This is a genomic window from Brevundimonas sp. 357 (assembly GCF_003938605.1).
Lineage (GTDB): Bacteria > Pseudomonadota > Alphaproteobacteria > Caulobacterales > Caulobacteraceae > Brevundimonas.
On record NZ_RHWX01000020.1, the window covers coordinates 25394 to 43431 of the forward strand.

An 18038-nucleotide genomic window follows, 5' to 3' on the forward strand; every position below is an offset into this window, starting at 1 on the left:
GGAACTCCTTCACTCTGAGGGGCGAAGCCTATTCGGCGGTGGCCAGCTCCACCAACCGCTTCACCATGGCGCTGTCGGGATCGGCCAGCGAGTCCAGCACGGTGAAATGGTCGGCCCCCTCGACGATCTCGACATGGGTGTCGGCGCCCTTGCCGCCCCAGGCGGCGGCCATCTCGCGGCTCTGGCGCACGAACTCATTGCTTTCGTTGCCGCCCACCCAGCAGTCCAGGGCGGTGCCGCCGGGCGTCGCCCCGTTCGGCGCGGGCCAGTGGATCGGCGACAGGGCGCGCGCGACCGGCGCGTCCAGTCCCAGCGCCTCGTTCAGCGAGGTATGGACCAGCGGCTCCAGGTCGAACACGCCCGAGATCGCCAGCGCCGCGCGCGCCCGGCCTTCGGACAGCATCCCCGCCGCCATATGCCCCCCGACCGAATGGCCGAACACCAGCGGCCGCTTGCCGGTGCGGGCGCGGACGAACTCCGTTGCCTCGCGCATCTGGCTGATGATCTTGCCGACCGAAACACCGGGCGCCAGGTCGTAGCCGGGGACGACGACGCTGATCCCATGCTCCAGCAGGGCGGGCGCGACCCAGGCGAACCAGCCGCGGTCCAGCGCCTGCCAGTAGCCGCCGTGCATGAAGACGGCGACGGGCGCGCCCGCGCCCGCGTCGAACCATTCCATCTTCTGCCGTTCGGACGGGCCGTATTCGATCGTCTCTGGCCGCCGGGCGTCGATCACCCGCAGCGAGTCCTTGCGCCAGCGGTCCAGAATGGCGGGGTGTCCCGGCACCCGGGCGCGGTTGTTATAGGCCGCCTCATAGGCCGCGGCCCGTTCTACTTGCGTCGCCTCGGGCGACAAAGCCTTACCCATGTCGTCTCCATCCGCTAGAGACCTCCGCTTGAACGGGAGGCTTGAAGGCCATGATGACCGCCATTTTCGTCTTCATCAAATGCGAGTTGGGCTACGCCAACGATGTTGCGGCCGATCTGGTCGATAATGTCGAGAATGTGAGCGAGGTCTATTCGACATCGGGCCAGCATGACCTGCTGGCCAAGTTCCAGCTGCCCAAGGACGCCGACATCGGCACTTTCGTGACCAAGCAGGTGCAGACGCGCCCGCACATCCGCGACACCTTCACCGTCATCACCTTCTCGCCCTTCCTGCCCTCGAAGAAGTAGGGTTCCGTTTCCAAAAAGGACCGGCTAGCGTCCTCTCCAAGCAAGAACGCGAGGGAGGGCGGCCATGGCCGATCTGGAGACGTTCCGCGCGCAGACGCGCGCCTGGCTGGAGGCGAACTGTCCGCCGGAATGTCGCGGCGCGCCGCCGCTTGAGGCGGATATGGTCTGGGGCGGGCGCAACGCCGTCTATCCGACCCCTGCGCATAAGGCCTGGCTGGAGCACATGGCCGAACGCGGCTGGACTGCGCCGGAATGGCCGCGCGAGTACGGCGGCGGCGGGCTGAGCCGCGAAGAGGCCAAGGTGCTGGCCGCCGAGCTGCGCCGCATCAAGGCCCATCCAGCGCTCTACAGCTTCGGCGTCTGGATGCTGGGCCCGGCCCTGCTGGCCTTCGGTACGGAAGAACAGAAGCAGCGCTTCCTGCCGCCCATCGTGCGCGGCGAGATCCGCTGGTGTCAGGGCTATTCCGAGCCGGGCGCCGGGTCCGACCTCGCCTCCATCCAGACCCGCGCTGTCGATCAGGGGGACCACTGGATCGTCAACGGCCAGAAGATCTGGACCTCCTACGCCGACAAGGCCGACTGGATTTTCTGCCTGGTCCGCACCGACCCCGAGGCGCCCAAGCATCTGGGCATCAGCTTCGTCCTGTTCGACATGGCGACGCCGGGCGTGACGACGCGGCCCATCACACTGATCAGCGGCAAGTCGCCCTTCTGCGAGACCTTCTTCGACGACGTGCGGGTCGAGAAGGAGAACCTGATCGGCGCGCTGAACCGCGGCTGGGACGTGGCCAAGGCCCTGCTGGCGCATGAGCGGACCATGATCGGCGCCATGGGCGACACTGGCGTCGGCCGCCCGCTGGGACAGGTCGCGGCCGATAATCTGGGGCTGGACGAGGCCGGGCGACTGGACGCGCCGCTGCTGCGCGCCCGCATCGCCGACTACGACATCGACGCCGCCGCCTTCCGTCTGGCGATGGAGCGGGCGGGCGATCAGATGAAGGCGAAACAGGCCCACCCGGCGATCGCCTCCATGTTGAAATACTACGGCTCCGAACTGAACAAGCGCCGCCACGAACTGGCCATGGCGGCGGGCGGATCGGACGCGCTGGAATGGGAAGGCGAGCGCTCGAACGACGGTCAGGCCGCCCGCGACTGGCTGCGCACCAAGGCCAACTCCATCGAGGGCGGCACCAGCGAAGTCCAGCTGAACATCATCGCCAAACACCTGCTGCAACTGCCGGGGGCGTGACGCCCAACCCGCCTCCATGGCCGCCGTCATCCTTGGGCCTGACCCGAGGATCGAGGGCTGTGCCGGACTGGACGCCGCCCGCTCGCCACCACGCCCGATGCCCGGATCAAGTCCGGGCATGACGAAGAGAAAGTAGGATTGATGCCCCTGATCCTGACCGAAGAGCAGACTATGCTTCAGGACGCCGCCGACGGCTTTCTGAGCGAAAACGCGCCCATCGCCCACCTGCGGAAACTGCGCGACAGCCGCGACCCGGACGGCGTCTCACGCGACCTGTGGCGGGCCTTCGGCGAGATGGGTTTCGCCGGCGTCGTCATTCCTGAGGAAGACGGCGGATCGGGCCTCGGCGCCGTCGAGGCGGGCGTCATCGCTCAAAGTCTGGGCCGCACCCTGACGCCCTCGCCTTTCATGGGTTCGTCCGTGCTGGCGGCGACGGTGCTGAAGACGGCGGGATCAGAGACACAGAAGCAATGGCTGGGCAGGATCGCGGCGGGTGAGGCCATCCTCAGTCTCGCCGTCGACGAAGGGCCGAAACACGCCCCGACCAAGATCGCTGCGCGCGCCGAACGGTCCGGCAACGGCTTCAAGCTAAATGGCGCCAAGAGCTTCGTGCTGGACGGCCATATCGCCGACGCCCTGATCGTCGCCGCGCAAACGGATGAGGGCCTGACCCTGTTCCTGATCGACCCGGCGACGCCAGGCGTGTCGGTCGAGCGCACGGTCATGGTCGACGCCCACAACGCCGCCCGCGTGACCTTGAGCGAGGTTCAGGTCGACGCCGACGCCGTGATCCGCGCTGTAGGCGACGGACGGGGGCCGCTGGACGCCGCCCTGACGCTGGGCCGCGCCTGCGCTGCTTCGTCGCTGGTTGGGGCAGGCGATCAGGCGTTCAAGATCACCCTCGACTATCTGAAAACCCGCAAGCAGTTCGGCAAGCTGATCGGCGAGTTCCAGGCCCTGCAACACCGCGCCGCCCACCTGTTCACCGAGCTGGAGCTGGCCAAGGCCGCCACTCTGGCCGCGCTTCAGGCCATCGACGCGGGCCGCCCCGACGCCGAACAGGCCGCCGGCATCGCCAAGGCCAAGGCGGGCCGCGTCGCCGAACTGGCGGTGCAGGAGGCGGTCCAGATGCACGGAGGCGTCGGCATGACGGACGAGTTCGACGTCGGCCTGTTCATGAAGCGCGTGCGGGTGCTGAACGAACTTCTCGGCGACGCCTGCTTCCACGCCGAACGCCTCGCTCGCGCGAAAGGCTTCTGAACCCCTTCTCCCCTTGAGGGAAAAGGATGATGCTGACTCTCGTTTGATCCAGGGCAAAGCCGTGCGGCTCGGGGTGACGGTGGGGCGAGGATCGCTTACACCTCCCGGCAAGGGAGAAACGACATGACGCGATCCAACGCGCCCGCCTATCAGACAGGCTTCGCCAACCACTTCGCCACCGAGGCGGTGGACGGCGCCCTGCCGGTCGGCCGCAACTCGCCGCAGCGCCCGGCGCTGGGCCTCTATGCCGAACAGCTGTCGGGCGCGGCCTTCACCGCTCCGCGCGACCACAATCTGCGCAGCTGGCTCTATCGCCTGCGGCCCTCGGCCCAGCACGGGCCGTATCAGCCGTTCGCGCAAGGCCGCGTGCGCTCCGGCCCCTTCACCGAGACGCCGCCCAATCCCAACCGGATGCGCTGGGATCCGCTGACCATGCCGGACCAGCCGACCGACTGGGTCGAGGGGCTGACCACCTATGGCGGCAACGGCGACGCCGATTCCGGGACGGGCGTGGGCGTTCACCTTTATGTCGCCAACCGTTCGATGGTCGATCGCGTCTTCTATTCGGCCGACGGCGAGCTGCTGATCGTGCCGCAGCAGGGGGCGCAGCGCTTCGTCACCGAGATGGGCATTATCGAGGCGGCGCCGGGCCACGTGGTCGTCATCCCGCGCGGCGTGCGCTTCCGCGTCGAGGTCGACGGTGAGGTGCGCGGCTATGTCTGCGAGAACTACGGCGCGCCCTTCCGCCTGCCGGATCTCGGCCCCATCGGCTCCAACGGCCTGGCCAATCCACGTGATTTCGAGACGCCGGTCGCCGCCTTCGAGGATGTGGATCGCTCGACTGAGTGCGTGCAGAAATACGGCGGCCAGCTGTGGGCCACGACCTTCGACCATAGCCCGCTGGACGTGGTGGCCTGGCACGGCAACTACGCCCCTTATCGCTATGACACGGCGCGGTTCAACACCATCGGCACGGTCAGCTTCGACCACCCGGACCCGTCGATCTTCACTGTTCTGACCTCGCTCAGCGACACGCCGGGGACGGCCAACTGCGACTTCGTCATCTTCCCGCCGCGCTGGATGGTAGCCGAGAACACCTTCCGTCCGCCGTGGTTCCACCGCAACGTCATGAGCGAGTTCATGGGGCTGATCTTCGGCGAGTATGACGCCAAGGCGGGCGGCTTCGCCCCCGGCGGCGCCAGCCTGCACAACCGCATGAGCGGCCATGGCCCGGATCAGGCCAGCTGGGACGGCGCGACCAAGGCGGACCTCAAGCCGCACAAGATCGAGAACACCCTGGCCTTCATGTTCGAGACGCGGATGCCGATCCGCACCACGGCCTGGGCGGAACAGACGCCGTTGATGCAACTGGACTACGACGACTGCTGGACCGGCTTCGAAAAGGGCAAGGTCTGAAGCCTTCCTCAAATCCGATATGAAAAGGGCCCCGCCGCGATCGCGACGGGGCCCTTGTTCTATGTGAGACCTGCTTAGGACTTCGGCGGCGTGTTCGAGGTGGTCATGCCGCCATCGACGTTGCCGGCCTCGGCCTTGATGGCGTCGGCCTTTTCATCGGCCTTCTTCTCCACGGCGTCCGCCTGAGCGTTCAGGGCGTCAGCCTGGGCTGCGGTCGGGGCGGCGTCGGCCTGGTTCTCAAGCTGGGTCGCCGTCACATCGGCCTGAGCCTCGACGGCGTCGGCGCGGGCGTCCGCTTCCTTTTCGGCCGGATTCTGGCAGGCGGCCAGGCCGGTCAGGGCGGCGACGGAGACGGCGGCGAGAACGAGTTTGCGCATGATGGTGCTCCAGATGGTTGAGCCTAGGAAACTCGCTGGATCACATTCGGTTCACGCGCCTGTGATCACATTTTCAGCCCGCCTCGGCGAAGACCACGCGCGCGGCGCCCAGAAGGGCGGCGTGTTTATGCAGGATCACCTTGGTCGGAATGGCGGCCATATAGTCCTGGAACCGACCCTTGCGCTCGAACCGTCGGCGGAAGGGGCTGGCCTGGATGAAGGGCAGGATGCGCGGTACGATCCCGCCGGCGATATAGACCCCGCCGCGCGCCCCGGTGGTCAGGGCGATGTCCCCGGCGACAGCGCCCAGCATGGCGCAGAAACGGGCCAGGGTGGCGCCGCAGGGGCTGTTCGGATCGTCCAGCGCCTGGGCCGTGATCTGGGCGGGGTCGTCGATGTGGGTCTCGCGGCCGTCGATCTCGGCCAGGGCGCGGTGCAGGTTCAGCAGGCCCGGCCCGCAGATCAGCCGTTCGATCGAGACGCGGTCATAGCGGCGGCGCAGGATGCGCAGGACTTCATCCTCGACTTCGTCGCCTGGCGCGAAACAGGCGTGGCCGCCCTCGCTGGGCAGGGCCATCTCGCGGCCGTGGGCGTCGCGCGCCAGGGCGGAGACGCCGAAGCCCGTGCCCGGTCCGACCAGGGCGATGGCGGCGTGGGGATCCCCCTGGGCCGGGCCGCCCAGGGACGCCAGTTCGTCTTCGGGCACGACCGGCGCGCCCCAGGCCAGGGCCTCGAAGTCGTTGATCAGCCGGATCGGGTTCAGCCCCAGGGTCTGAAGCTCGCCCTCCGACACGCGCCAGGGCGAGTTGGTCAGCTCGATGGCGCCGTCCGTCACCGGCCCCGCCACGGCGATGACGCCGCCGGTCGGCTTGACCGGGCAGCCGTCGAGATAGGCCTTTACGCCGTCCAGAAAGGTCGGGTGGATCTCGGCGGGGAAGCTCTCGAAATGCTCCAGAACGGGGCGACCGTCGACCATGCGGGCCAGGGCGAAGCGGGCGTTGGTGCCGCCGACGTCGCCGACCAGAAGCAGGGGATCGGTCATGCGGCTCTCCTTCAGGCGTCCACGGCGCGGTCGACCAGGTTGGGATCGGGCGGGCCGTCGTCGTGGCCGTTCGCGCCGATGGGGGCGGCGAAACAGACGCTGGCGCCTTCCTCCGCCGTCGACACCGCCTGACGGAAGGCGCCGAACAGTTCGCGGCCATAGCCCCAGGACGAGCCCTCGGCATGGGCGCGCGAGCGCGTCGCCGCCGGGCGCGCGGCCATGTCGCCGACGCCGACCGTGGTCAGCACACCGGCCTCAGGGTCCAGCCGGATCACGTCGCCGTCGCGCACGTGGGCCAGGGGGCCGCCCGCCAGGGCCTCGGGGCTGACATGGATGGCGGCGGGCGTCTTGCCGCTGGCGCCCGACATGCGGCCGTCGGTGACGAAGGCGACCTTGAAACCCTTGTCCTGCAGCACGGATAGAGCCGGCGACAGGCTGTGCAGTTCGGGCATCCCATTGGCGCGCGGTCCTTGGAAGCGCAGCACTACCACGACATCGCGGTTCAGCTTGCCGTCCTTGAAGGCTTGAAGCGCGTCTTCCTGCGTTTCGAACACGGCGGCGGGGGCCTCGACGATGCGGTTCTCAGGCTTCACCGCCGAGATCTTGATGACCGCCCGGCCCAGATCGCCCTGCACCAGCCGCAGGCCTCCCTCGTGGTCGAACGGATCCGAGGCCGGGCGCAGGATGCTCAGATCCAGACTCTCCTTCACTGTGTCGCGCCAGACCAATTCGCCGTCCTCCAGTTGGGGCTCCTTGAAATAATGCTCCAGCCCTTGGCCCATGACGGTGGTCACGTCGGCGTGCAGGTTGCCCGCCTGGACCAGTTCGCGGGTGACGAAGGCTACCCCGCCCGCCGCCTGAAAGGCGTTCACATCGGCCGACCCGTTCGGATAGACCCGCGCCAGCAGCGGGGTGACCGACGACAGCTGATCCATGTCGGTCCAGTCGATCAGCACCCCCGCCGCCCGCGCCATGGCGACCAGATGGATGGCGTGATTGGTCGAGCCGCCGGTGGCCAGCAGGGCGACGATCATGTTGACGATGGTCTTCTCAGACACGACGTCGGCCATGCGTCCGCGCCCCTCGCGCGCCAGCTCGATCGCCTGCTTGGCCGCCGCCGCCGTCAGGGCGTCGCGCAAGCCGGTGTCCGGGTGGACGAAGGCGGTCGAGGGCAGGTGCAGTCCGGCGATCTCCATCATCATCTGGTTGGAATTGGCCGTGCCGTAGAAGGTGCAGGTGCCGGGCGAATGATAGCTGGCGATCTCGCTCTTCAACAGTTCGGCGCGGTCGATCAGCCCCTGCGCATATTCGGCGCGGACGCGGGCCTTTTCGGCGTTGGGAAGACCGCTGGGCATCGGCCCGGCCGGGGCGAAGACGACCGGCAGGTGTCCGAACGCCAGCGCCCCCATGAACAGCCCCGGCACGATCTTGTCGCACACCCCCAGCATCAGGGCGGCGTCGAAGGCGTCGTGGGTCAGGGCCACCCCCGTCGACATGGCGATGACGTCGCGGCTGAACAGGCTCAGCTCCATGCCGGGGCGACCTTGCGTGACGCCGTCGCACATAGCCGGGGTTCCGCCCGCCACCTGGGCTGTGGCGCCGACCTCGCGCGCGGCCTGACGGATGATCTCGGGGAAGCGCTCGAACGGCTGATGCGCCGACAGCATGTCATTATAGGCGGTGACGACGCCGAGGTTCGGCTGGGCGCCGGTCATGGCGGTCAGCTTGTCCGCCACCGTCTGCCCGGCGAAGGCGTGGGCCCAGTTGGCGCACGACAGCTTGGCCCGCCCCGACCCCGATCCCGTCGCCGCGTCCATGCGGCGCAGATAGTCGGCGCGGGTCTTGCGGCTGCGTTCGGCGATGCGGGCGGTGACCTCGGCCACCACAGGATTGAGCGCCATCAGTCGGCCTCCGTCCAGAACACTTCAAGGGGGGCGTTCGCCGCGATCAGGGCGGCGATGGGGCTGACGGCCGGATCGCCCGCCGCTTCCCGCTCGAACACGGCGCGCTTCTTGGCCCCGGTCAGGGCCAGCACGACGCACCGCGCCGAGGCCAACCACGGCAGGTTGAGCGTCAGCCGCTCCTGCGGCGGTGCCGCGCCGTCGCGCCCGGCTGGCACGCCGTAGACGGCGGGCTTCAGGCTCGGGGTCAGCAGGGTGGTCAGCGTCGGACTGCCGGGGAACATGGAGCAGATATGCCCGTCCTCGCCCATGCCCAGCAGGACGGCGTCCAGCGGGCGGCCCTCGGCGTCCAGCGCGCGAGAGGCGAGAACGGCCGCCCGATCCACCGTCACGGCGGGGCTGTAGAGCGGGATGAACCGCGCGGCGGCGGCCGGGCCGGTCAGCAGGGCGCCTTTCAGCAGGGTCGCGTTCGAGTCCGGCGACGTTTCGGACACATAACGCTCATCCACCAGCGTCGTCGTGACCTTGGCCCAGTCGAGATCGGCCTGCGCCAACCGCGCATAGATGGGCGAAGGCGTCGACCCGCCCGACCCGGCGAACAGGGCGCGCCCGTCGGCGGCCAGAGCTCCCGCCAGCGCCCCGGCCAAGCGATCGGCGACGGCCTCGGCCCATACGTCGAGGATTGGGAAACTCTGGATCATGCCGACACTTCCCTTCTCCCTTGGTGGGAGAAGGCTGCTCGCGAGGGGAGAAGGAAGAGTGCTTGGGGTTCTCATCGCACGTTCCACTTCCGTCCCGTGCGCGACAGCAGCAGGTCGGCCGCCTCCGGTCCCCAACTGCCCGCCGCATAGTCCAGCGGCTTGCACTCGCGACACGTCCAGGCGTCGGCCACCTCATCGACCCATTTCCAAGCCTGCTCGGCCTCGTCCCGGCGCACGAACAGGGTGGAGTCGCCGTTGAGGGCGTCCAGCAGCAGCCGCTCATAGGCGACGCGGCGTCGCGGCGGGGCGGCGTCCTTGCCGTCTTGCCCCCACGACAGGCTCATCCGGATCGGCTGAAGCTGCATGCGCTGCTCCAGCCCCGGCTTCTTGTTCATCACCGACAGGGAGATGTCCTCGTCCGGCTGCAGTTCGATCACCAGTCGGTTGTCATAGATGTCGCCCCCAATCCCGTGTCTGGCGCCGTGGCCGAAGATGGAGTGGGGCACGGGCTTGAACTGGATGACGATCTCGGTGCGCTTTTCGGCCAGCCGCTTGCCGGTGCGCATGAAGAAGGGCACGCCCGCCCAGCGCCAGTTGTCGATGTCGGCGCGGATGGCGACGAAGGTCTCGGTATCCGACGGCTGGCCGCGTTCGGTCTCATAGCTGTCGACAGGGCGGCCCTCGACCTCCCCGGCCGTATACTGGCCGCGCACGGTCACGCGCTCGGCGTCCTCGGCCATGATGGGGCGAAGGGAACGCAGCACCTTCACCTTCTCATTGCGTACCGAGTCGGGGTCCAGATCGCTGGGCGGCTCCATCGCCACCAGACACAGCAGTTGCAGCATATGGTTCTGCACCATGTCGCGCAGGGCGCCGTACTCGTCATAATAGGGCCAGCGGTCGCCGACACCGACCGTTTCTCCGACCGTGATCTGCACATGGTCGATGGTCAGATTGTTCCACAAAGGCTCGAAGATGGCGTTGCCGAAGCGCAGGGCGATCAGGTTCTGCACCGTCTCCTTGCCGAGGTAGTGGTCGATGCGGAATACCTGCCGTTCGTCAAAGGCGTCGGCCACGGCGTCGTCGATTTCGCGGAAGCTTTCCAGATCGCGCCCGACCGGCTTCTCCAGCACGATGCGGTCGTTCTTCTCGGCCAGGCCTGCCGCCTTCATGGCCGTGACGATGCGGCCGTAGAGGGACGGCGACACCGCCAGGAAGGCCGTGATCGCGCCCTTGCCGCAGCGCGCCTTCAACGGCTTCAGGCTTTCGGCGTCGGTGGCGTCGACGGCCACGTATTCCAGCCGCTCAGTCAATCGGCGCCAGCTGTCCTCGCTCCAGGCGTCGTCGGTCTCGGCGCGGGGCTGCACCGCCGCGCGCGCCTTCTCCAGATAGGCCTCGGTCGTTTCTTCGGTGCGGGCGGCGGCGATGATCTTCAGCCCGTCCGGCAGCAGGCCGTCGTGATCCAGGAAGTACAGCGACGGCAGCAGCATCCGCATGGCGAGGTCGCCCCCGCCTCCGAACAGTATCAGCGCCGCCATTCAGGTCTCCTTCGTCCGAGGCCGACCCGCACAGCGGGCCGTCAGCCTTGATCTGTAGCCGGTTTCGCCCGCCGGCCCAGAACGTCCAGTACATCCTGAAACACCATGTCACGCGCGTGCAGAAGCACCAGCAGGTGATAGATCAAATCCGCCGCCTCGCTGGCGAGTTCCGCATTATCTCCCGCCGCCCCGGCCAGGGCCGTTTCGACGCCCTCTTCGCCGACCTTCTGGGCCGCGCGTTTCGGACCCTGGGCGATCAGGCGCGCGGTCCAGCTGTCATCGGGATCGGCCTGCGCGCGGACATGGATGGTGCGCTCCAGCCGCCCGATGCGGCCCAGGCCCGGCGCGTCCTCGTCGCCGAAGCAGCTGATGCGGTTCAGATGGCAGGCGTTGCCGACCGGGCGCACCTTCACCACCACGGCGTCGCCGTCGCAGTCGGGCGTCACCGAGACGACGTTGAGGAAATTCCCCGACGTCTCGCCTTTCCTCCACCGCCCGCCGCGCGAGCGCGAGAAGAAGGTCGCCTGTCCGCTGTCCAGCGTCTCGCGCAGCGCCGCCTCGTCCATATAGGCGAGGGTCAGCACCTGCAGGGTGTCGGCGTCCTGCACCACGGCGGGGATCAGGCCGTTTCCTTTGGCGAAGTCGATGGAGGTGATGTCGAGACTCATCTTCCTTCTCTCCTCGTGGGAGAAGGTGGGCGCCGGAGGCGCTCGGATGAGGGGGCGGTGTCAGCACGCGAGACGGCGGGAGATGAGGCAGGCCGCCCCCTCATCCGTCTCGCTCCGCGAGCCGCCTTCTCCCACGAGGGGAGAAGGATACAGATGGTCGTCATATCCTCACCTCCACGTCCTGCGCATCCAGGTAACGCTTGAGTTCCGGGATCGTGATCGCGCCTGAGTGAAACACGCTGGCCGCCAGCGCGCCTGACACGTCCGCTTCCACGAACACGTCGCGGAAATGCTCCACCGCGCCCGCGCCGCCGGACGCCACCAGCGGAATGGTCAGCCGCCGCCGCGCTTCGGCCAACTGGTCCAGGTCATAGCCGCGCCGCACCCCGTCCTGATCGATGCAGTTCAGCACGATCTCGCCTGCGCCCAACCTCTGAGCCTCGACGATCCACTCCATGGTCAGCCGCCCGGCGCCGCGCCTTGCATTCGGGTCGCCGGTGTATTTGTGCACCCGCCATTCGCCGTCCTGAAAGGCGCTGTCGACGCCGACGACGACGCACTGGCGCCCCAGACGTGCGGCCATCTCGCCGATCAGTTCGGGTCGCTCCAGCGCGGGCGAGTTGATCGACACCTTGTCCGCCCCGTGATCGAGGCACCGCGCCGCCTGCTCCACCGTGCGGATGCCGCCCGCGACGCAGAAGGGAATGTCCAGCAGCCGGGCGATGTCCTGCACCCAGCCAAAGTCCAGCGTCCGCCCTTCAGGGCTGGCTGTGATGTCATAGAAGACCAGTTCGTCCGCGCCCAGATCGCGATAGCGCGCGGCCAGTTCGGCGGCGTCGCCCATGTCGACGTGGCCCTCGAACCGCATGCCCTTGACCACGCGGCCGTCCTTCACGTCGAGGCAGGGGATGATGCGTCTAGCGGTCATTGGCCGAGACCGGAGCCATGTTCACGGCCTTGATGGCTTCGGCCACGGTGAAGCGGCCGGCGTAGAGGGCGCGGCCGGTAATGGCCCCGGCGCAGCCGATCGCCTTGGCGGCGATCAGGTCGTTCAGACTGGCCGCCCCGCCTGAGGCTTGAATGTCCAGGTCGGGGCGTCGGCTGATGGCCTGGGACAGCAGCTCTTGGTTCAGGCCGGTCAGGGCGCCGTCGCGGCCGACGTCTGTGATCAGGATGTGGCGCAGCATTCCGACCGGATAACGATCCAGCACGCTCCACAGATCCACGCCCGACGACTGGGTCCAGCCCTTCAGGGCAGGCACGGGCAAGCCGTCCTCGTAGCGGACGTCCAGGGCCAGGGCGATGGCGTCGGGGCCGAACTGCTCCAGCCATTTCAGCACCTGATCCGTGTCGGTGACGGCCAGCGAGCCGATGACGACACGACTGATCCCGGCGCCCAGCAGGTGCTCGATATCCCTTCCCGAGCGGACGCCGCCGCCCGACTGGACCTTGATGTGCACGGCCCGGGCCATGTCGCCGATCAGGTCATACTGACGCGCCTCGCCTGCCTTGGCCCCATCCAGATCGATGACGTGAATCCACTCGGCGCCCTCGGCGGCAAAGGCCGCCAGCCGGTTGGCGGGGTGGGAATCATAGCGGGTCACGTGATTGAAATCGCCGTGCAGAAGGCGAACCGCATGGCCCTCGATCAGGTCAATGGCGGGATAGATGATCACGCGGGCAGCTCCAGGAAGTTCTTCAAGATACGCGCGCCGAGCGCGGCCGACCGTTCCGGGTGGAACTGGCAGCCCCAGCGGTTGGCGCTGTTGACCACGGCGGGCACGGGCGCGCCGTAGTCGGCGGCGGCGAGGGTCGCCGGACCGTCGGGGCAGACGAAGCCGTGGACGAAATAGGCCCAGTCGCCGTCTTTCACCCCGTCCAGCAGCGGGTCGTCGCGACGGATCGTCAGGCGGCTCCACCCCATGTGGGGCGAGGGGCGCGACGGGGCGGGAAGGATGGCCTCGACCCGGCCGGGGATCAGCCCCAGCAGGTCGGCCCCGCCATCCTCTGCGCTGGCGTCGAACAGCAGCTGCTGGCCCAGGCAGACGCCCAGCAGCGGACGTGGAAACCGGCGCAGCGGTTCGATCAGGTCCAACGCCTTCAGCCTCTGCATGGCGTAACCGGCCGCGCCGACGCCGGGCAGGATGACTCTTTCGGCTTCGGCCACATCGGCCGGATCGTCGGTGATCCGCACCCGCGCGCCCAGCCGCTCCAGCGCGAACCGCACCGAGGCCACATTGCCCGAGCCATAACCGATCAGGGTGACGTTCATCGCCCTTCTCCCCTCGTGGGAGAAGGTGGCTCGCGGAGCGAGACGGATGAGGGGGCTGTGTCCGCGCATGAGATGGAGGAGGGCGAAGCCAGCACACCCCTCATCCGAGCGCCTCTGGCGCCCACCTTCTCCCACAGGGGGAGAAGGAAAGCCGTCGCCTTCATCACAGCACCCCCTTTGTGCTGGGCACCACATCGCCTTCGACCCGGATCGCCTGTCGCAGGGCGCGGCCCAGCGCCTTGAACACGGCCTCGGTCTTGTGGTGGTCGTCGTCGCCGGTGACACGGACATGGACCGCCGCGCCCAGATTTTCGGCCAGCGACCGCACGACGTGCGCCGTCAGGTCGGTACGGTAATCGCCCAGCATCGGCGTGGCGAACGTCCCCTCGAACACCGGATAGGGCCGCCCTGACAGGTCTATCGACACCGCCGCCTCAGCCTCGTCCATGGGCAAGACGAAGCCGTAGCGGCCGATGCCGCGCCGCTCGCCCAGCGCCTGTTTCAGCGCCTGACCCAGCGCAATGGCGCAGTCCTCGATCGTGTGGTGCGGATCGATGTGCAGGTCGCCCTCGCACGACAGGCGGATCGAAAATCCGCCGTGCGCCGCCACCTGTTCGATCATGTGGTCGAAGAAGCCGACGCCGGTCTCGATCTTCACCGGCCCGGCCCTGTCCAGATCGACGGCGCAGACGATGCGCGTCTCCTTCGTATCGCGGATGGCCTGACCCGTGCGGTTGCGCCGCGCGGCGGGGCTGGCGGCGCCCAGCGCGGCCAGCAGGCGGTCGTTGACCTCGGGCTTCAGCGAGACGGGCAGGCGAACCCGCTCGCCCGCCGGATCGGCGGCCAGACCATAGCGGCGCAGGGCCTCCACGGCGCCTGCCGGGTCGGAGGGTCTGGCGATGATGACCGGCCCGACCCCGGCCTCCAGCGCCATGATGCGCGACAGGGCCTCGGCCACGCGTGCGCGCTCGCGGCGCACGGCGCTGATGCGTTCGGCCGTCTCCATCATCCGCGACGGGTCCAGCGCCTGCATCGCCAGCCGCACCGAGACTTCGGGCAGGGCGTAGGGCTCCAGCACCTCGGCCAGCCGCGCCAGCGTCTGCGCTTGAGCGATCGCCGCCCCGACCCGCGCCCCGGCCAGCCCATAGGCAAACGACAGGCTGCGCAGCACGACCAGATTGGCGTGATCCTTCACCACCGCCACAGCGGACGGCGCCTCGGCGAACTCGACCAGGCCTTCGTCCACGACCAGCAGGGCGGGGGCGACGCGCTCGGCCATCTCGGCCACGGCCTCGGGCGAGCCGAGGGCGCGGATGATTACAGCGACGGTGTCGGCGTCGTCGGCCGGGCGAGCGTAGAGGGCGGCCAGTTGCGTATAGGGCTCGGCGTCGGGCGCCTGCACCTTCAGCCCGTCGCGCGCGGACAGGCGCCAGACCAGCTCCAGCCCGTGCGTCAGCCCGCGCGTCGGCAGCACCTGATCGGCGCTGACGCCGTAAAGTGCGGCCATGCGAGCCGTCAGCGCGGTCGGCTCGGCCGGATAACGATCCAGACCCTCGCCGCCGCAAACCAGCGGAGGATAGGGGGCGGGCAGCGTCATGATTCTTCTCCCCTCGGGGGAGAAGGCAGCCTGCACAGCGAGACGGATGAGGGGGCTGTGTCCGCGCACACGACGGAGGAGGGCGAAGCCAGCACACCCCTCATCCGAGCGCCTCCGGCATCCACCTTCTTCTTCAAGGGGAGAAGGAAGAGATTTTGTGTCATCCCGCGCTCCTCAGATCGGCGGCTCTTGCGTGGGCCTCCAGCCCCTCCAGCCGGGCCAGTGCGGCGGCGACGGGGGCCAGGGCGGCGGCGCCCTGTTCACTGACGGTCTGCACCGACATGGTCGTCATGAAGCTGGCGGTGGTGACGCCGCCCAGCGTCCGCGCCGCGCCGTCGGTCGGCAGGACGTGGCTCGGCCCCGCCGCATAGTCGCCCAACGTCTCGGCTGCCCAGCGCCCGACGAAAACCGCGCCCGTCGCGGTGATGCGCTCGACCAGCCGTTCGGCCTCCTGCGTCTGGATCGACAGGTGTTCGGGGCCGTAGAGGTTCGCCGCCTCGCACGCCTCGGCCATGTCCCGCACGCGGATGGCGCGGGCCTCGGCCAGCGACGCGCGGGCGATGGCGGCGCGGGGCAGGCTTTCGACCTGACGCTCGACCTCGGCGATGATCTCGCTCAGGGCCGTGCCGCTGTCGGACACGAGGATCACCTGGGCGTCGGCGTCATGTTCGGCCTGGCTGAGCAGGTCCGCCGCGACGATCTCGAAATCGGCGTCGCGGTCGGCGATGACCAGCAGTTCCGACGGACCCGCAGGCAGGTCGCAGGCCGGGCCGCCGGGCAAGGAGGAGGCGTAGCGCTTGGCCTCGGCCACATAGGCGTTGCCGGGCCCGAACAGCTTGTCGACCGGCGCGATGACGCCGTCTTCCAGTTCGGCGCCGAAGGTCAGGGCGGCGATGGCCTGCGCCCCGCCCAGCAGCCAGAGTTCATCGAGGCCCGCCTCGGCGGCGGCGGCGATCATGGCGGGGTGGACCGAGCCCTCCTTCGACGGCGGGGTGACGGCGACCCGCCGCCCGACCCCGGCCACGTCCGCCGGTATGGCCAGCATCAGCAGCGATGAAAACAGCGGCGCCGTCCCGCCCGGAACATAAAGCCCGGCCGAGCCGATGGGGCGCCAGACCAGCTTCGACTTCACGCCGGGCGTCGTCTCGATGAAGGGCGTGTCCTCGGGCTTCGTCGCCTGGTGGAAGACGCGCACATTGTCGGCGGCGACGCGTAGGGCGCGGGCGGCGGCGGGCGGCAGGTCGCGGCGGGCCTGGGCGGCGGTCGCCTCGGTGACTTCGATGCGGCGCGGGGCGGCGCCGTCCAGTCGGGTCGCCCAGTCGGTCACGGCCTCGCCGCCGCGCGCCCGCACGTCGTCGAAAATCTCGCGCACCACGCTGGAGACGAAGCCTTCAGTGCGGCGCTGCGGGCGGGCCAGGGCGGCTTTGCGTCCGGCGGCGTCGAGTTGGTTCCAGTCGATACGCTTCATCACATCATCTTCTCGATGGGCAGGACCAGGATGGCCGAAGCCCCTTCCGCCTTCAGTTTCTCCAACGTCTCCCAGAAGACCGCCTCCTGACAGACGGCGTGGACGGCCACAGCGTCGTCGCGTCCGGACAGCGGCATGACGGTGGGCGATCCGGCGCCGGGCAGCAGGGCGGTGATCCGGTCCAGCGCCGCGCGCGGCGCATTCAGCATCACGTATTTGGCCCCTTGCGAGGACACCACGCCCGCCATTCGCTCGACGATGGAGTCCAGCAGGTGCTGAAGCCCAGCCTCGGGCGGCGTCGGCGCCTTGATCAGCACCGCCTGGCTGTCCAGCACCGTCTCGCGCGCGCTCAGGCCGTTGGCCTCCAGCGTCGCCCCGGTCGACACCAGATCGCAGATGGCCGCCGCCAGCTTCAGCCGCGGCGCCACTTCGACCGCGCCGCGCATGGTGACGATGTCGGCCTGTACCCCCGCCTCATCCAGAAAGCGGCGCAGGATCTTGGGGTATGAGGTGGCGATCCGCAGACCCTGCAGCGACGACGGTCCGGCGTAGTCCAGCCCCGGCGGCGTCGCGATCTTCAGCGTGCAGCGGCCGAAGCCCAGCGGCATGACGACCTCGGCGTTCGGCCCGCCGTTCCTGACCTCTTCCAGCACATTCTCGCCGACGATACCCAGATCACAGACCCCGTCCGCCACGAAGGTCGGGATGTCGTCGTCGCGCACCCGCAGTAGGTCGATCGGATAGTTCTCGATCCGATACAGCAGATCGTTGTTGCCCTTGATCACGCGCAGGCCCGCATCGCGGACCAGATCGAGGCTGCGTTCGGCCAGACGGCCGGATTTCTGGACGGCGATGCGCAGCCGCCCCTGAACCGTACTCATGATCTCAACTCAGGCTTTCAGTCTGTCCAGCACCAGCCGATAGCCCTGGTGCGGCATGTCCTTCAGGGAGCGCGCGACGCGCACGACGGTGGTCGGGCTGGCCGGGGCCTCGGCGGCGATCTCGCGATAGGTCTTGTCCCCGGCGTCCAGCATCCGCGCCACCTGCCACCGCTCGGCCATGGCGCGCAGCTCGGCCGGGGTGCACAGGTCGGCCAGAAAGGCGTCGGCCTCCGCTCGCGTCTTCAGCGAGAGCAGGGCGTCCAGCAGGGCGGTCTTGGCGGCGTCGGTGCTCATGGCGTGTTCCATTATGATGTAACAATGGAACGGTCAACCCGCTTTCCGATCTGTCGCGTGGGGAATGGGTGCAAAGGCGGTGGCGCTTCGCTTCCGGCGTCTCTATCTGCGCTGTCATGAGCAAGGTAGTGATCATCGGCGCGGGACACGCGGGGGGCTCGGCGGCGGCGCTGCTGAGGCAGTATGGGCATGAGGGCG

General features: G+C 68.7%; 18 protein-coding genes. 4 read left to right on the plus strand and 14 right to left on the minus strand.

What is annotated here, in order from left to right; all coding sequences use genetic code 11:
* Nucleotides 1-28: 28 nt before the first annotated feature.
* The gene (locus EGK63_RS15155) at nucleotides 29-868 is read right to left on the minus strand and encodes an alpha/beta hydrolase (protein ID WP_125902165.1); all 840 of its coding nucleotides are present in this window, start codon (nucleotides 866-868) and stop codon (nucleotides 29-31) included.
* A gap of 50 nt (nucleotides 869-918) precedes the next feature.
* Here EGK63_RS15155 and EGK63_RS15160 point away from each other — a divergent pair, with 50 nt between their 5' ends.
* From EGK63_RS15160 to hmgA, 4 genes are all read left to right on the plus strand, one after another.
* Nucleotides 919-1176, plus strand: a complete 258-nt coding sequence (locus EGK63_RS15160) for an Lrp/AsnC ligand binding domain-containing protein (protein ID WP_040347054.1) — start codon at nucleotides 919-921, stop codon at nucleotides 1174-1176.
* A gap of 64 nt (nucleotides 1177-1240) precedes the next feature.
* Nucleotides 1241-2425 (plus strand): acyl-CoA dehydrogenase family protein, encoded by a 1185-nt coding sequence (locus tag EGK63_RS15165; protein WP_125902166.1) that lies wholly within the window; start codon nucleotides 1241-1243, stop codon nucleotides 2423-2425.
* Nucleotides 2426-2566: 141 nt separating this feature from the next.
* Nucleotides 2567-3685 (plus strand): acyl-CoA dehydrogenase family protein, encoded by a 1119-nt coding sequence (locus tag EGK63_RS15170; RefSeq protein ID WP_125902167.1) that lies wholly within the window; start codon nucleotides 2567-2569, stop codon nucleotides 3683-3685.
* 123 nt (nucleotides 3686-3808) lie between these two features.
* On the plus strand, nucleotides 3809-5101 hold the full coding sequence (hmgA, locus tag EGK63_RS15175; protein ID WP_125902168.1) for a homogentisate 1,2-dioxygenase: 1293 nt from the start codon (nucleotides 3809-3811) through the stop codon (nucleotides 5099-5101).
* 74 nt (nucleotides 5102-5175) lie between these two features.
* On the opposite strand, the gene EGK63_RS15180 is transcribed toward hmgA, so the two are convergent.
* From EGK63_RS15180 to EGK63_RS15240, 13 genes are all read right to left on the minus strand, one after another.
* Nucleotides 5176-5478, minus strand: a complete 303-nt coding sequence (locus tag EGK63_RS15180; protein ID WP_125902169.1) for a hypothetical protein — start codon at nucleotides 5476-5478, stop codon at nucleotides 5176-5178.
* Nucleotides 5479-5551: 73 nt separating this feature from the next.
* Nucleotides 5552-6520: a glucokinase gene (gene glk, locus EGK63_RS15185; RefSeq protein ID WP_125902170.1), complete on the minus strand. Its 969-nt coding sequence runs from the start codon at nucleotides 6518-6520 to the stop codon at nucleotides 5552-5554.
* A gap of 11 nt (nucleotides 6521-6531) precedes the next feature.
* Nucleotides 6532-8421, minus strand: coding sequence for a phosphogluconate dehydratase (edd, locus tag EGK63_RS15190; protein ID WP_125902171.1), 1890 nt, complete (start codon nucleotides 8419-8421; stop codon nucleotides 6532-6534).
* Complete coding sequence (gene pgl / locus EGK63_RS15195) at nucleotides 8421-9122, minus strand: 6-phosphogluconolactonase (protein ID WP_125902172.1); 702 nt, start codon at nucleotides 9120-9122, stop codon at nucleotides 8421-8423. Before pgl ends, edd begins: the two co-directional genes overlap by 1 nt.
* Nucleotides 9123-9193: 71 nt before the next feature.
* Nucleotides 9194-10660 carry a glucose-6-phosphate dehydrogenase gene (gene zwf, locus EGK63_RS15200; RefSeq protein WP_125902173.1) on the minus strand — a complete coding sequence of 489 codons (1467 nt, stop codon included), beginning with the start codon at nucleotides 10658-10660 and terminating at the stop codon, nucleotides 9194-9196.
* 41 nt (nucleotides 10661-10701) lie between these two features.
* On the minus strand, nucleotides 10702-11328 hold the full coding sequence (hisIE, locus tag EGK63_RS15205; RefSeq protein WP_125902174.1) for a bifunctional phosphoribosyl-AMP cyclohydrolase/phosphoribosyl-ATP diphosphatase HisIE: 627 nt from the start codon (nucleotides 11326-11328) through the stop codon (nucleotides 10702-10704).
* A 160-nt stretch (nucleotides 11329-11488) separates the two neighbouring features.
* Entirely contained in the window at nucleotides 11489-12256 is a 768-nt protein-coding gene (gene hisF, locus EGK63_RS15210; RefSeq protein WP_125902175.1) for an imidazole glycerol phosphate synthase subunit HisF, read from the minus strand.
* Nucleotides 12246-13004, minus strand: coding sequence for a HisA/HisF-related TIM barrel protein (locus EGK63_RS15215; protein ID WP_125902176.1), 759 nt, complete (start codon nucleotides 13002-13004; stop codon nucleotides 12246-12248). The genes hisF and EGK63_RS15215 overlap by 11 nt, the downstream gene beginning before the upstream one ends.
* Complete coding sequence (hisH, locus tag EGK63_RS15220) at nucleotides 13001-13600, minus strand: imidazole glycerol phosphate synthase subunit HisH (RefSeq protein WP_125902177.1); 600 nt, start codon at nucleotides 13598-13600, stop codon at nucleotides 13001-13003. The genes EGK63_RS15215 and hisH overlap by 4 nt, the downstream gene beginning before the upstream one ends.
* Nucleotides 13601-13763: 163 nt before the next feature.
* On the minus strand, nucleotides 13764-15197 hold the full coding sequence (gene hisB, locus EGK63_RS15225) for an imidazoleglycerol-phosphate dehydratase HisB (RefSeq protein WP_125902178.1): 1434 nt from the start codon (nucleotides 15195-15197) through the stop codon (nucleotides 13764-13766).
* 160 nt (nucleotides 15198-15357) lie between these two features.
* Nucleotides 15358-16665 carry a histidinol dehydrogenase gene (hisD, locus tag EGK63_RS15230; protein ID WP_125902179.1) on the minus strand — a complete coding sequence of 436 codons (1308 nt, stop codon included), beginning with the start codon at nucleotides 16663-16665 and terminating at the stop codon, nucleotides 15358-15360.
* Entirely contained in the window at nucleotides 16665-17546 is an 882-nt protein-coding gene (hisG, locus tag EGK63_RS15235; RefSeq protein ID WP_125902180.1) for an ATP phosphoribosyltransferase, read from the minus strand. Before hisG ends, hisD begins: the two co-directional genes overlap by 1 nt.
* Nucleotides 17547-17555: 9 nt before the next feature.
* Entirely contained in the window at nucleotides 17556-17852 is a 297-nt protein-coding gene (locus tag EGK63_RS15240) for a YerC/YecD family TrpR-related protein (protein WP_125902181.1), read from the minus strand.
* Nucleotides 17853-18038: the final 186 nt, after the last annotated feature.

Excerpts from the sequence above, each read along its gene's own strand:
- EGK63_RS15155 (WP_125902165.1), bottom strand. The coding sequence starts at position 868 with ATGGGTAAGGCTTTGTCGCCCGAGGCGACGCAAGTAGAACGGGCCGCG.
- EGK63_RS15240 (WP_125902181.1), bottom strand. The coding sequence starts at position 17,852 with ATGGAACACGCCATGAGCACCGACGCCGCCAAGACCGCCCTGCTGGAC.
- EGK63_RS15165 (WP_125902166.1), top strand. The coding sequence starts at position 1,241 with ATGGCCGATCTGGAGACGTTCCGCGCGCAGACGCGCGCCTGGCTGGAG.
- hisF (WP_125902175.1), bottom strand. The coding sequence starts at position 12,256 with ATGACCGCTAGACGCATCATCCCCTGCCTCGACGTGAAGGACGGCCGC.
- EGK63_RS15170 (WP_125902167.1), top strand. The coding sequence starts at position 2,567 with ATGCCCCTGATCCTGACCGAAGAGCAGACTATGCTTCAGGACGCCGCC.
- hmgA (WP_125902168.1), top strand. The coding sequence starts at position 3,809 with ATGACGCGATCCAACGCGCCCGCCTATCAGACAGGCTTCGCCAACCAC.
- pgl (WP_125902172.1), bottom strand. The coding sequence starts at position 9,122 with ATGATCCAGAGTTTCCCAATCCTCGACGTATGGGCCGAGGCCGTCGCC.
- hisD (WP_125902179.1), bottom strand. The coding sequence starts at position 16,665 with ATGAAGCGTATCGACTGGAACCAACTCGACGCCGCCGGACGCAAAGCC.
- zwf (WP_125902173.1), bottom strand. The coding sequence starts at position 10,660 with ATGGCGGCGCTGATACTGTTCGGAGGCGGGGGCGACCTCGCCATGCGG.
- edd (WP_125902171.1), bottom strand. The coding sequence starts at position 8,421 with ATGGCGCTCAATCCTGTGGTGGCCGAGGTCACCGCCCGCATCGCCGAA.
- hisH (WP_125902177.1), bottom strand. The coding sequence starts at position 13,600 with ATGAACGTCACCCTGATCGGTTATGGCTCGGGCAATGTGGCCTCGGTG.
- hisIE (WP_125902174.1), bottom strand. The coding sequence starts at position 11,328 with ATGAGTCTCGACATCACCTCCATCGACTTCGCCAAAGGAAACGGCCTG.
- EGK63_RS15160 (WP_040347054.1), top strand. The coding sequence starts at position 919 with ATGATGACCGCCATTTTCGTCTTCATCAAATGCGAGTTGGGCTACGCC.
- glk (WP_125902170.1), bottom strand. The coding sequence starts at position 6,520 with ATGACCGATCCCCTGCTTCTGGTCGGCGACGTCGGCGGCACCAACGCC.
- EGK63_RS15180 (WP_125902169.1), bottom strand. The coding sequence starts at position 5,478 with ATGCGCAAACTCGTTCTCGCCGCCGTCTCCGTCGCCGCCCTGACCGGC.
- hisB (WP_125902178.1), bottom strand. The coding sequence starts at position 15,197 with ATGACGCTGCCCGCCCCCTATCCTCCGCTGGTTTGCGGCGGCGAGGGT.
- hisG (WP_125902180.1), bottom strand. The coding sequence starts at position 17,546 with ATGAGTACGGTTCAGGGGCGGCTGCGCATCGCCGTCCAGAAATCCGGC.